The 12,872-nt window shown below is 58.9% G+C and carries 16 protein-coding genes and 1 tRNA gene; all 17 read left to right on the top strand.

Annotation, left to right across the window (positions count from 1 at the left end):
* Positions 1–287: 287 nt before the first annotated feature.
* The 17 genes from AACL53_RS12345 to dcd all read left to right on the top strand — a co-directional run bounded on the left by AACL53_RS12345 (position 288) and on the right by dcd (position 12,801).
* Positions 288–1,319 (top strand): alpha/beta hydrolase, encoded by a 1,032-nt coding sequence (locus AACL53_RS12345; protein WP_339084809.1) that lies wholly within the window; start codon positions 288–290, stop codon positions 1,317–1,319.
* Between the two features lie 197 nt (positions 1,320–1,516).
* Positions 1,517–1,594, top strand: a tRNA-Pro gene (locus AACL53_RS12340).
* A gap of 272 nt (positions 1,595–1,866) precedes the next feature.
* Entirely contained in the window at positions 1,867–2,304 is a 438-nt protein-coding gene (locus tag AACL53_RS12335) for a hypothetical protein (protein WP_339084808.1), read from the top strand.
* Positions 2,305–2,355: 51 nt separating this feature from the next.
* Positions 2,356–2,583, top strand: a complete 228-nt coding sequence (locus AACL53_RS12330) for a hypothetical protein (RefSeq protein WP_339084807.1) — start codon at positions 2,356–2,358, stop codon at positions 2,581–2,583.
* A 12-nt stretch (positions 2,584–2,595) separates the two neighbouring features.
* Positions 2,596–3,522: a hypothetical protein gene (locus tag AACL53_RS12325; RefSeq protein WP_339084806.1), complete on the top strand. Its 927-nt coding sequence runs from the start codon at positions 2,596–2,598 to the stop codon at positions 3,520–3,522.
* A gap of 47 nt (positions 3,523–3,569) precedes the next feature.
* Entirely contained in the window at positions 3,570–3,995 is a 426-nt protein-coding gene (locus AACL53_RS12320) for a GNAT family N-acetyltransferase (RefSeq protein ID WP_339084805.1), read from the top strand.
* Between the two features lie 4 nt (positions 3,996–3,999).
* The gene (locus AACL53_RS12315) at positions 4,000–4,299 is read left to right on the top strand and encodes a helix-turn-helix domain-containing protein (RefSeq protein WP_339084803.1); all 300 of its coding nucleotides are present in this window, start codon (positions 4,000–4,002) and stop codon (positions 4,297–4,299) included.
* A 53-nt stretch (positions 4,300–4,352) separates the two neighbouring features.
* Positions 4,353–4,682, top strand: a complete 330-nt coding sequence (locus AACL53_RS12310) for an RNase adapter RapZ (RefSeq protein ID WP_339084802.1) — start codon at positions 4,353–4,355, stop codon at positions 4,680–4,682.
* Positions 4,683–4,737: 55 nt separating this feature from the next.
* Positions 4,738–5,892, top strand: a complete 1,155-nt coding sequence (locus AACL53_RS12305) for a DegT/DnrJ/EryC1/StrS aminotransferase family protein (protein ID WP_339084801.1) — start codon at positions 4,738–4,740, stop codon at positions 5,890–5,892.
* Positions 5,877–6,980, top strand: coding sequence for a polysaccharide biosynthesis protein (locus tag AACL53_RS12300; protein WP_339084800.1), 1,104 nt, complete (start codon positions 5,877–5,879; stop codon positions 6,978–6,980). The genes AACL53_RS12305 and AACL53_RS12300 overlap by 16 nt, the downstream gene beginning before the upstream one ends.
* Positions 6,981–7,063: 83 nt before the next feature.
* Positions 7,064–8,290 (top strand): hypothetical protein, encoded by a 1,227-nt coding sequence (locus AACL53_RS12295; RefSeq protein ID WP_339084799.1) that lies wholly within the window; start codon positions 7,064–7,066, stop codon positions 8,288–8,290.
* A complete protein-coding gene (locus AACL53_RS12290) occupies positions 8,269–9,042 on the top strand; it encodes a WbqC family protein (protein WP_339084798.1) in 774 nt (257 codons plus the stop codon). Before AACL53_RS12295 ends, AACL53_RS12290 begins: the two co-directional genes overlap by 22 nt.
* Positions 9,005–9,655, top strand: a complete 651-nt coding sequence (locus AACL53_RS12285; RefSeq protein WP_339084797.1) for a PIG-L family deacetylase — start codon at positions 9,005–9,007, stop codon at positions 9,653–9,655. The genes AACL53_RS12290 and AACL53_RS12285 overlap by 38 nt, the downstream gene beginning before the upstream one ends.
* Entirely contained in the window at positions 9,655–10,287 is a 633-nt protein-coding gene (locus AACL53_RS12280; RefSeq protein WP_339084796.1) for a bifunctional 2-polyprenyl-6-hydroxyphenol methylase/3-demethylubiquinol 3-O-methyltransferase UbiG, read from the top strand. The genes AACL53_RS12285 and AACL53_RS12280 overlap by 1 nt, the downstream gene beginning before the upstream one ends.
* A complete protein-coding gene (locus AACL53_RS12275) occupies positions 10,287–11,789 on the top strand; it encodes a hypothetical protein (RefSeq protein WP_339084795.1) in 1,503 nt (500 codons plus the stop codon). Before AACL53_RS12280 ends, AACL53_RS12275 begins: the two co-directional genes overlap by 1 nt.
* Entirely contained in the window at positions 11,786–12,346 is a 561-nt protein-coding gene (locus AACL53_RS12270; protein ID WP_339084794.1) for a hypothetical protein, read from the top strand. The genes AACL53_RS12275 and AACL53_RS12270 overlap by 4 nt, the downstream gene beginning before the upstream one ends.
* Positions 12,343–12,801: a dCTP deaminase gene (dcd, locus tag AACL53_RS12265; protein ID WP_339084793.1), complete on the top strand. Its 459-nt coding sequence runs from the start codon at positions 12,343–12,345 to the stop codon at positions 12,799–12,801. Before AACL53_RS12270 ends, dcd begins: the two co-directional genes overlap by 4 nt.
* Positions 12,802–12,872: the final 71 nt, after the last annotated feature.

The following is a 12,872-nucleotide window of genomic DNA, read 5'->3' as shown; positions in this document are numbered from 1 at the left end:
TGGCCGACTCGTGGACAGTATTGACTCGGATGCACAGCAACAACTGCTGACAGAACATGTTAAATCCGCGTTGCCAAAATACATCTAGCGCGTTGCGCGTAAGAACCTGTGCGTGGATTCGCCAAGTGCATCATAAAGTCATCCCTTCAGCATTCCGGCGGGCGTGTCTCACGAATTGAACAACTTTGGACTTTACAGCCACACGTCAATTCATGGGCGAATCGTGTCTGACTCTTCTGTGCGAGGGTAAACGCAACTCTAATGAACGACGACGGAGTGTCGAGCGCATGGCGCCGACGGCGATAAACGACGGGCGACGGAAATTTCTCGCGCAAGCTCTCGGCGCAAGCGTCGCCTGGACGCTGAATGTTCCGGATGCCGGCGCAGCGAGCAAGACCGGCAAGCATCCCGCCGCGCCTTCCAAGACCGAAGTGAAATCGAGAAGCGGCCCGACCAAGGCCGCAAAGACGAGCCTTGTGCCGTTCGATACCGCGCCGTTTCCGTACCATGGAACGATGCCGGGCTCCGCTGCACCGTTTCTGAATGTCGATGAAGGCGGCCGCAAAGGTCATCGCACGGGATCGGGGCGCGTCTATTGGGAAGACGAGACCTACAACGACAATCGCGTGCTGTTGCACATCCCGAAAGGCTTCGATATTCGCCGTCCCGCATTGATGATGGTTTTCTTTCACGGCCACGGCGCAACGCTTCAACGCGACGTTCTCGAGCGCCAGAAAGTGCCGGATCAGATCTCGGCATCGAACGCGAATGTCGTTCTCGTTGCGCCCCAGCTGGCTGTCGATGCACGGGATTCGAGCGCAGGCAAATTCTGGCAGCCTGGCGTCTTCGGGCGTTTCATCGGCGAGGCCGGACAGCAGCTTGCGCGCATGCACGGCGATCGCAAATCGCTCCGCACGTTCGCGAGCATGCCGGTCATCATCGTCGCCTATAGCGGGGGATACGTGGCGGCAGCTTCCGCGATCGAGCGTGGCGGCTTGAAGAAGCGCGTCAGAGGCGTCGTTCTTCTCGATTCACTCTATGGCGATCTCGACAAGTTCGCGCGTTGGATAGAGGCGGATCCGTCGGCCTTCTTCGTCAGCGTCTATCTCGGCTCGACGCGCAACCAGAACGCCCAGTTCGAAAACATTCTCGCAGCCCACGACGTCGACGTCAGCCCCGAGATAAATAACCGCCTTGCGACCGGTGGCGTCGCTGTCGTTCCAGGAGGCGACGTCCGCCACCGCGATCTCGTGACCCATGCCTGGGTCGAGAACCCGATCATCGATATCTTGAAGCGATTGCCCGAATACCGGCGTTGAGGGCCGAGGTTTCACGCGGTCCGCCGCCCGGCGCAACGTGATCACGGGCCCGATTAGCCAAGATACGCGCCCGCGCGGTACATCCTCCTTGACGGGGGGGAGTGTTCCGGGTACCCAACCCCGAGATCGACCGGCCAGATCGACCGGGTGGCCCTCCTGACGCGAAGTTCAGGCTGGAGCCATCGAGATTTCCAAATCGGAGCGTAGCGCAGCCTGGTTAGCGCACCAGTCTGGGGGACTGGGGGTCGGAGGTTCAAATCCTCTCGCTCCGACCACTTTTTTCTCAATAAATCCAAGGGTTACGGCCAATTCTGCCCGACAGTACGGAGGCAGAACAAAGGTAGATTTGGGAACAAAAGTCCCAGAATGCGGACGCAGAGTCCCAGAAAAGTCCCAGAATTTGATCACGCCATGTTCTCTCGCGGTGTGGTTGTGCCATTCGAGCAACCGGTTAGTAACAAATTTAACCGATACGGTCGTCGGAGGGGTGTGCGCGGTTTTTCTAGGCGCGCGTTTTGCAGTTAATTGCATAGCTGGGAAGGGTAGTATGCTGGCGATCAGTCTGAACCGTTTCGACGCCAAGTTCGTCAGGAACGGTCACTTCAAGGCGATATGGTCGCTGAAGCTACCAGGGGTTAATCCACGGTGGGATGAGTATTTGGTTTGCCTATATAGTTTGACGAACCTGGATGATGGCGCACCCATCGTTCGCTACAGGGAGGACGTCACACACGAAGTCGTAGTGGTCTCGTTGGCCCCGTCTGTCCGGTTGGACTTCGACATCGACGTATTCGGACAATCGAAGCTGATCCCGATAACGCCCGCGAACCACGCCTGGCAGTTTGCAGCCGAAACCGACGAGATGGCGGTGGCTCGTCTTTCAGATGTCGTCACCGGCTTGCTCAGGGGCACACTGCCGCCAGACGAAGACCCAGATAACCTCTGGGCCGAACAGTTCAAGGACGGGGTGAGACTTACCTCCTAAGGGAGTATCACTCTGTCAGCAGAGTGAAATTAATTGCACGAAGGGGGCTTTATGTCTGATAAGGTACGAGATGAGGTCGTCAACAAGCTCAACGAGCTGACGAACGAATTCCCTGACGGCGGCTTCGTCATAGTGACGGTGCAGGAAACGCAGGGTCAGGAGCACATTAGGACGTTCAGCAATCTCCCGGACGCCTCAGTTCAGTACGTCGCTGCGTTGATTGTCGAAAACGGGGAGGTGGTTGAAAAGAAGACGAAGAAGAAGCGAAAGCTGCACTAAGCAGGAGGCTCGATGACGACGATTTCAGCTAAGACGGTGCTGCGCTCACGGAATGCGAGCCGGCCCGATAAGGTGCTTACAACTCTGCTGTTGCGTTACCCGCGCTGGGTACACGCCGAGTTCCTGACGCATAGGGCGTTCAGCCGTAATGCCGCCAGCTCGCGCGCCATCCCGGTCGAGAAGCAGATCAATGGCATCCTGGACGATCCTGCCCTGCCGGTCGTCTGGACGAAGAACGAGCCTGGAATGCAAGGCTACCAGCTGATGGAGCCCGCCGAGGTCGAGGAAGCCAAGAAGGTCTGGCTCTGGACCCTGCACGGCGACATCGGCAACGCCCGCCAGCTGCACAGCCTCGGAGCCCACAAGCAGATCGTCAACCGCATCCTCGAAGCCCACATGCACATCACGGTGCTCGTCTCCTCGACGGAGTGGGAGAATTTCCTGGAGCTGCGCGATCATCACGCTGCCGAGCCACACATTCAGATACTCGCCCGCGAGATCAAGAAGTGCCTCGACAATGACCCGATCGAGACCAGGCTGCCCGGAGAGTGGCATCTGCCGTTCGTGACGGACGAGGATTACGATGTGGCCTGTGATTTCATCCAACACGGCCAGGACCTGTACCCGAACAAGGATGACCCGCGGACCGTCGATCAGGTCGCCATCGAGCAGCTGATCCGATTGTCGGTCGCCCGGTGTGCCTCGACCTCGTACAAGACGGTCGACGGGTTCGAGATGACGGCCGATAAGGCGAACCAGATTTACGACAAGCTGGTCACCTCGAAGCCGATCCACGCCTCGCCGGCCGAACACACCGCTCAGGTCGACCAGTGGGTCGGTCCGGAGATGGCCGGGCACTTGGTCGGCAGTGGCAAGTGGGCGCACGCCGAAGAGCACGGAAATTTCAAAGGATTTCGCCAATTGCGCTTTTCGTTGTAGATGAACTGTGCAATTAATTGCACGGATTTGATCTATGAGGTTGAGTGGTGGACATCTCGTATAGCCGTAGCTGTGCGAACACTGCAGCCTTCGCCCTTCTGGTGGAAGGTTGGAACGAGCTGGTGCAAGACGGTTTCACGCCAGAAGGGCTGGCCGTCTGTCCCGTGTCCGCGGACTGCGAATGCCTCTACGCCTACAGCGATGCCGACGATATCGTCGGGGCTCTCGCTTTCAAATACGACAAGGCGCAGGACGCGAATGTCATCGTCCTCGCCTATGTCGAACCGTCGAGCCGTAAGCGCGGCGTCTTCACGGCACTCCTGACAGAACTGAAGAACCGGTCCGGTGGTAGCGAAAGTTCCGCCGGTCGCATCCTGATCACCGTGCCGGCCGACAACAAAATCGGTACGGAGGTCGCCGCCAAGCTCGGCTCACCGACCACGTCGTCATTCCGCTTGTGGCAGTTCGGGTGATCTGATGCCGCAACAGGAGAACTTCTGGGGACAGTTGATCAAGAAGCTTCGCGAAGAGCAGGGCGTGTCGCAACGCGTCCTCGCTACCAGAACCGAAGTCGGACGCTCGGCTCTCCGGAGGCTCGAAGGCGGTGGCGCACCGGGCGGCATAGACGTCATCGAGAAGCTGCTGCATTACCTCGGCTACGAACTCGACGCGATCCAGCGTGACGATCTCGCGTCCGTATTGAACGAGCAGCGCTCCAGGGAAGTCGATAAGAAGCAGCTGTCTCGTATAGCGTCGCACCGACTGCTCAAACTTTAAGTCTATTCCGAGCAATTAATTGCACTCGATCGGCCTTCAGGTAGTCTGAAGCCATGATCACCTTGCTCTCATTCGCATACAAAAAGGGCGTCCCGCTCGTCGACCATGTGTTCGACTGCCGGACGATCCCGAACCCGCATCACGTGCCGACACTGCGTGACCTCACAGGCCGAGACGAGCCGGTGCAGCACTACGTTACGCTGTCGGCCGCCACCGATGAAATCACGACGCAAGCTGCTCGCCGCATCATGGAAGGTGCCGAGCATTTGGCGTTCGGATGCTACGGCGGACGGCATCGCTCAGTGGCCGTCGCCGAACTCGTCGGCCGGTCGCTGAAGCGCTACGGCATCCCGCACGTCATCGTTCATCGCGAACTGAAATAGGATTGGCAGGGAGTCTGCAGTGTGCAATTAATTGCACTCTAGCAGGAGGCCTCCGTTGTCGATCCCGTTCCATCGCCCCGACATCAGTCAAGCCGAGATAGACGCCGTTACCGAGTGTCTGCAGTCGGGCTGGCTGACCAGCGGCCGAAAAGTCAAAGAGTTCGAAGATAAGTTCGCGGCGTACGTCGGTGCTAAGCACGCGATTGCCGTCAACAGCGCGACGAGCGCGGCGCTCCTGCTGCTCGATGTTCAGAACATCGGCCCTGGAGACGAGGTGATCGTCCCGTCCTACACGTTCTCAGGGCCGGCCATGATGGCAAGGAAGCTCGGCGCTCGCGTCGTCTTCGCCGATTGCGCGCCCGGCTCGCATCAGATCGACCCGAACGAAGTCGCAGCCAAGATTACGGACCGGACGAAGGTCGTCATGCCGACGCATTTCGCCGGGGCTGCTGCCGACATCCAGAAGCTCAATCGCATCTGTGCCGCCAAGGGCGTGTACATTATCGAAGACGCAGCCCACGCCTTCCCGACGACGGAGCGCTGGGGGCAGAAGCTCGTCGGAGCGTGCTCGGATGGGTCGCTGGCGGCGTTCTTCTCGTTCTATGCCACGAAGACACTGGCTACCGGCGACGGCGGCATGATCACGACGAACGATGAGTTCCTCGCTGGCCGGCTCCGTCAGTTCCGTATGCACGGCATGAGCGTGCCGGTGTCCGACCGCTATACGCGCGTCGGAGCGAGCTGGCAGTACGACATTGCCTTCGATGGCTGGAAGATGAACATGACGGACATCGCGGCGGCGATGGGCATCGCTCAGCTTCATCGTGCCGACGAGATGCACCAGCTACGCCTCGCCATCGCCCAGCAGTACGAAGAGGAGCTGCAAGGCTTCATTGGTCTTCGTCTTCCGGAGATAGACGTCGACCACGCAGCGCACCTGTACGTGATCCGTGTCGACCGGAAGCGTGATGAGTTCATTCGCCTGATGGCAGAGCAGGGTGTGCAGTGCTCGGTGCACTTCATTCCGCTGCACATGCACACCGCCTGGGCACCGTATGCTCCGGTTTACGATCTGCCGAACGCATCGGCGATGTACCACCAGTCGATCAGCTTGCCGATTTACCCTAGCATGACACCTGCAGATGTCAGCACCGTCTGTGAAGCGGTGAAGTTCGCTCTCAAGGAGACCAAGCTGTGCTTCGCGGTGTAAATGAGGAGCTGGCGCTCCCGCTTCTCGCGCAGCGTCCGATCGTAACAGCCGACTCGGCCTTCCACGAAAGTATCCGTGGCCGGCGTGTGATGGTGACCGGAGCCGGTGGCAGCATCGGCTCGGAACTCGTGCTCCAGATCGCAGCATCCGCGCCTGACACGCTGATCATGGTCGAGCACTCGGAGTTCAACCTGTATGAGGTGCAAGCGACCCTTGATAATTCGAATTTGAGATTGGACCGGCACGCGCTTCTTGCTGACGTGCGTGACCAGTCGACGATGCGGGCGATCTTTCATAAGCACCGGCCGGAGATGGTGTTCCACGCCGCTGCGCTGAAGCACGTCCCTCTTTTGGAGAATGAGCATAACCTGATCGAGGCCGTTCGGACGAACGTCGTCGGCACCAAGATCGTCGCCGATCTCTGCTGTGTGTACGGCAGCGATTTTGTGTTGATTTCGACAGATAAGGCTGTGAACCCGTCGTCGGGTATGGGACTGACGAAGCGCGTTGCCGAAGTCTATGTACATGCCCTGAGCCAACGCTTCCCAGACGTTCGCCTCGGTCAGGTCCGCTTCGGCAACGTGCTCGGATCGTCCGGGTCGGTCGTGCCGTTGTTCCGCAGACAGATCGCCCAGGGCGGACCGGTCACGATCACCGATCCCGAGATGACCCGCTACCTGATGACGATCAAGGAAGCCGTCACGCTGACACTGTCAGCCGCCGACCTGCAGCAATACGAACCCGGTTATGGCTGTTACGTGCTCGACATGGGTGAACCGGTGAAGATCATCGATCTCGCCCGGCAGCTGATCCGCCAGTCGGGACTTCGTCCAGGCAAAGACATCAAGCTGCAAGTCATCGGAGCCCGTCCCGGCGAGAAGCTGCACGAGGAGCTGAGCTACGCCTGGGAGAAGCTTGAAGCGACGGGCGTTGAAGGCGTTCGTCGTGCGCGACCTGATTTCAATCCGTCGAAGATGAGCCCGCACATCGAGCACTTGTTGTTCGCAGCGAAGGCGCGTGATGCGATCGAAGTCGCCAAAGCCGTGTCAGCAATCGTTCCCGAATTTCAGGGTCAGGTGTCGTACTGAAAACTTAAGTATTGCGGCGCTTTTCTAATGACCAGACTCGCCATTCAGCTATCGTTTTTCGGTACTCTTGGAGAACCTAGCTGATGAAATATCCGAACTATGTCGTGAATGACTTAGGCGGACTCGCGAAGTATTTGCTCGATGCCCCGACTGATGACGAGCTTGATGCTCGTGGCTGCTTGAGCAAGGAAACCTGCAAACAAATTGACGCTCTGATCCTGGCCGATCTGCAAGACCGGCTGCAGGGGTATCAGATGCCGAAGAAGCCAGGACGTGGGACCGATCCGAACAACCGCTGGCGCACCGTCAGCTCGATGCAGAAGTCGATCAGGTTCGGGAACTCAGACGAGGCGGTGTTTGCTGCCAGCGCGGCCTTTGACATGGACAAGACGTACCTGCTCCGGCGATTGCAGGTGACCGCGGTCGAAGATGTCGGTGCCGGCAGTCCGTACGCCATGCTTGCGACGCTGGCAGTAGGCTCGTCTCACAGCTGGCGGACCGTAGTCGATGAACGGCGGCTGATGTGCTTCCTGGCAGACATGCAGGCGAATGCGCCGAAGGACCGCTCGCTCTGTAATTTCCTGATCATCGTCGACTTCGATCACAGCCTCGACAAGCAGGTCATGGCGAAGATGCCGAACCTGACGCTGACGTCGATCATCGAAGACGTGACGAACCCGATCGAGAGGCGCATGTGTGCGGCCTGGATCATGGCCGGCACGAAGCGGTATCAGGGTGAGACGATGCCGCCCGACAATGACCGCTCGGCCTCGCACCTGTTCTCGTACATGGTGGAGAAGGGCCTGAGCCGTATGGCGCTGTATCTCGCAGCGAAGACGGCGAGCCGTATCGGTGAGGCGATGTGGATTTCGTTCCTGTTCTGGGATGAGTGGCTCCGTAAGACGTCGAAAGGCATGATGATCGTCAGCGAGCAGATGCCTGAGATGCCGAAGGTCGGGAAGCTTCTCGGTGCCGCCTACGACATGCACACGCGCGAAGGGCGGATCGCGATCGGCAAGTTCAAGAAGGAGCACGGTCAGGAGCTGAAGCCGTTCTTCGACATCGTCGGCCCGAAGCAGATCGACAGGCTGCTGCACCTGGGCGTGTTCTGCTGTGAGGGCGGCCTGCTGGCCAGCCGAATTACGTTCCGTGGCTCCGAGGCATTGCAGAAGCAGACGCTGATCACGGAGATCGGCTCGACCGGCCTGCCGGTACAGGAGCATAAGGCGTTCATGTCGAAGCTGACGGAGATGCTGCCGAAGCTGAACGCATGTCGTGAGAAGGTTCTTTGGGCGAAGGCGTTGCACTGATGGAATTGGATTTTTTCCCAGGCCCGTTCACCGTGTCGGTGCACCAGCCGAACTTCATGCCGTGGGCCGGCTTCTGGAACAAGGTCGCCAACTCCGACGTCATGGTTTTGATGTGCGGTGTGCAGTTCGACCGCGGCGATTACCAGCACCGGGTGAAGCTCGCAGGCTCCTGGCTGACCGTGCCGGTGAAGTCGACGCAGCATCACGCCCTGATACTCGACCTCGAAATGGCGGACGGTACGGCGATCCCGCGCATCGCCAAGTCCGTGCGTCAGGTCGTGATGTCGAAGAAGAATAAGTACCGAGACCGACTCGACAACCTGATGGTGCTCTTGGAGAGCTGGAGCCCGCACAACCGGAGTATTGCCGACCTGAACATTCGGCTGATCAGCGAGATCAACGCTGCACTCGACACTGGCTGCGCGCTCCATGTGGACGTCGAAAAGCGCACCGGGAGCAAGGTTGAAAACCTCGATGCACTGCTCGTCGATCGATGGCCGTTGAACTGTGCCCGTCCAGCGTATTTGTCTGGCGCTGCGGCAGCCGATTACATGGATTTCGACAGCCTGAAGTTCCCAATTGAGACGAGATTTCAGTTGCTCTCGGAAGGGATTTCGTCTGATAGTGTAGTGCAATTAATTGCACAGCAGGAAGACCCTCTGGAGATCATCAGATGGTGTGCAAAGTGGCGTACCAAGGACGGGGTAGTTGACGATGCCAAGGCGGGTTTTAGTCCTAGCGCCTCACGCTGACGATGCTGAGTTCGGTATCGGAGCGTATATCGCCAGAGCCACAGACGCCGGATGGCACGTCACCGTCGTCATCGGCGCGACCGGCAATTACCATCGAGGCTCGGTTTGGATCGACGGCGGCTCTCGGGAAGGCGAGGCGCGTAAAGCGCTTGCGCACCTGGGAGTAACCGACGTCCGCTTCGAGAAGTGGTTCAACGAAAATCTGGCGCTGGCCGCTGACTACACGAGGATCGTCACCGGGATCGAAAATCTGGTGTCAGGCTACGACGAAGTCTACGTCTGCCTGCCGTCGTTCAACCAGGATCACCGGGTGTTGCACGACGCCTTCCTGACGGCGACGCGCCCCGGCCGGACGACCGCCAACCTGTACGCTTACGAGTACCCAGGGAACTGCTGGGGGCCGCCGCTGCCGACGTGCGGCAAGAAGTACCTCGTCTGCAGCCCGGTCCACGCCGTGCGGAAGCTCGAAGCCCTGATGATGCACAAAAGCCAGTTCGACGGACGCTTCGTCTGCGTCGGTCCGCAAGCTGCAAAGTCGCTCCTCGACCAGCGCGGATCAGAGGTCGGTCCTGATCCGGCCGAACTCGTCTACGTCATGCGTGAGTTCGGCTGATGTCCAGCAAAGATTACGCTCTGCGCGTCGAGAAATGGTCAGCGTCGGAGCAGTGGACGTCGGAAGCGGAGGAGCTGCTCAGCCGCGTCGGTTTGAAGGCTCTCGACAAGGTGCTCGATGTCGGCACGAACACCGGCCGCATGATGCAGCTGGCGATGCGCAAAGGCGCAATCCCGTTCGGTGTCGAGAAGAACGCTGCCGCCCGGTATCTCGCGCAGCAGAACGGCTGTCAGGTGTATCCGACGATCAACGATGCAGCGACGCAGCATGGCCCGTTCTTCGATGTCGTGCTGCTGTCCCACGTCCTCGGCCACGTCAACGATCCTGTCGACATGCTCTGGCAGTGCGTCTCGGTGACGAGGCATGGGGGCGTGATCGGCCTTCTCGGGCCGAACCCAGTCTATGACAACCTGATGGCTCCGATGAACGCCCTGACCGGCTACAAGGGCGATGCCACGATCCAGCACTCGATTGGCCTGATGCGCCTGCAGCGGATGCTGCCGCCCTGGTTCAACACTGTCGACGTCTTCTATCTCGGTGAGAAGCCGAAGTGGTTGCCCGGCAGTCTCCTGCCCGAGAGCACGCGCTCGCGCCTCGGTGTCGTCATCCGCCGCTCCAACCCGGTTGAGTAATGTCTGTCAAAATCCTGCTGGACCCGATCCTGACGGCTGCGCCGTCGCGCTGCTCGACCTTCATTCAGTTCACGACGTTCATGCGGCGCGTGCTGGAGGAGGACAAGAGAACCGACGTTTTCTTCTATTGCCTGCTACCGAAGTGGGACTGGCCGCAGGAGGAGCACGACTGGCTCCCGAAGCATCCGAACATCGTCTATGTGCCCGTCGACCAGCACAAAGACCGAACCCGCGAGTATATCACGTTCCGCTACGACATGCTCGAAAAGGTGGCGTTCAACGGAACCATGTGGGACTGGGACGTCCTCGTCACCGTGCGCTCCGGTCTCGCCGCGCTGTACAAGATGCACGCCATGAGCCCGCGCCAGCCAGGCCTCAGCTTCACGAAGCAGGTCTGGGTGATCGAGGACATGCCGCTGATGTCATTCAAGAAGAGCGTGCTGCAGCTCGCGCCGGCCATTCAGGACCGTTATACGCTTGACGGCTACCTCGCAGCCGACCGCGCCGTCGTCATGAGCTATCACGAGAAGGACGAAGCGCTCCGAGTTGGACGCCAGTGGTATGCGCCGAGCGTCATCCGTGAGCTGCACGCCAAGCTGAAGGAGGTCGTTCCGGTTCAGTTCTTCGACTTCACGAAGAAGGACAAGACCGCGTTCTTCGTTCCCGGCAAGGACCAGCGCTTCAACGTGGCGTACGTCGGCCGGTTGATGACGCACATGTCGAATATCGACAAGATTTACAAAGTCATGACGAACCAGTGGATCATCCGCGGTGGCGACAAGGTCCGCATGATGGTTCTGACGAATAGCGTCGGCGGCAAGAAGAAGGTCCAGCCGCCCGATTACATGGAGAAGTTCTACGCCTCTCGTGAGGAGTTCTGGCGGATCGCGCGGGACGAGATGCACGTCCTGATGATCATGCACGGCGAGGCCGGCTTCCTGCTCTCGATGATCGAGCCGATGATGCTCGGCACGCCCGCCATCGTCGGCCGCGAGAAGTGGTCAGTCGGGCAGCTCGGCAAGGATTATCCGTTCTTCGTCGACACGGAGACCGAAGCCTACGCCATGCTGAAGATGTTCTACGAAGACTACGCTGGCATGTACGAGCGCTATGCCGCCTGGATGGATGATTGGTTCATTCCGACGTACAAGAAGCGCTTCAGCGAGGACCTTCTTTACGACGTGTTGTGCAATTACTTGCACGAGTTTGAGAGCACCGTCATTGATAGGTACAAGGCGGCGTCCCCGAGCAAAGCAGAGAACGAGATCGTCAAGCTGCTGGCAAAAGACGCACCCGAAGAATTCGAATTGCTCGACCGCATCGCTCAGCTGGCTGAGTCGGGCGAGCTTCGATCACTCGACCGGAAGCTGGACGAGGACGACCGGGAGACTCGCGGTCTCGCATGGTCGACGCCCTGGAACGACTTCCGGATGAGCTTGAAAGCCCACTACGGCTTCGAGGATGCGAGCCCGAAGGTTGGTCATTTGAGGAAGAAAGCATGAAGGTAGTAGGAGGGCCGCAGATCGCAGTTTACGGCGGCGGCTATTTCAACATTCTCGATCCGGACAGCACACCCGTACCGATCGAGGCGATTGCAAACGGCTTAGCCAATACCTGCCGTTTTGCCGGCCAGTGCGATCCGTTCTATTCGGTCGCCGAGCACTGCGTTCTGGGTAGCTATCAAGTGGAGCCGGGCTACGAATATGAGTTCCTGCTGCATGACGCGACAGAGGGATTGATCCACGACATCACGAAGCCGTTAAAGCTCGAACTGTACGACTATCAGGTAATCGAAAGGAGCGTCGAGAAGAGCTTCGCCCGGCAGTTCGGTTTCACCGTGCCGATGCCCGCCGCGGTCAAGGTCGCTGATCTCAGAATGCTCGCGACCGAACAGTGTCAGGTCATGACCCACACGGATGAGTGGCTACTCGCTGAAGGCCACGAGCCCTACGACATCGATATCCAGGGTTGGACGCCGAAGCTCGCCCGCAAAAGGTTCCTGCAACGCTACAACGAACTGAAGGGTCGCGTGACATCGCGGCGGAGGAGAGCAGTATGACAATTCTGAGTGGACCAAGCATTCGCGAACGCAATATTTTCAAACCGTTCTCAGAGCGCCAGAAGTTCAATGGCATGAGCTATGGGTTGAGCTATGCCGGGTACGACATACGTCTCGATCAAGAGGTGAATATTCAGCCGGGAGGCTTCTGTCTCGCGTCGACGTATGAGCACTTCACCATGCCGAATGATGTGCTTGGGATCGTGCACGACAAATCGACGCTCGCTCGCCTAGGCATCGCACTGCAGAACACTGTGATCGAGCCGGGTTGGAAAGGGTATCTGACCGTCGAGATTACGAACCACAGCGACAAGCCGATCTGGCTGCCTCCTTTGTCGCCGATCGCTCAGATCATTTTCCACCTGTTGGATAAGCCTATCGAGCAGGCGTACAATGGCAAGTACCAGGACCAGAAGCGGGGCGTCCAGGAAGCCATCATCGAGAAAGACGCTTGATAGCGTAGTTCTTCGCGCGCATAGTGCATGCAATTAATTGCACGCTAGAGCGCGCCCGACTTTCCAAAAAA

Source organism: Hyphomicrobium sp. ghe19 (assembly GCF_902712875.1).
In the GTDB taxonomy this organism is placed as follows: Bacteria; Pseudomonadota; Alphaproteobacteria; order Rhizobiales; family Hyphomicrobiaceae; genus Hyphomicrobium_B.
The sequence above is the reverse complement of the archived record's forward strand: the minus strand, read 5'-3'. Positions and strand labels throughout refer to the sequence as shown.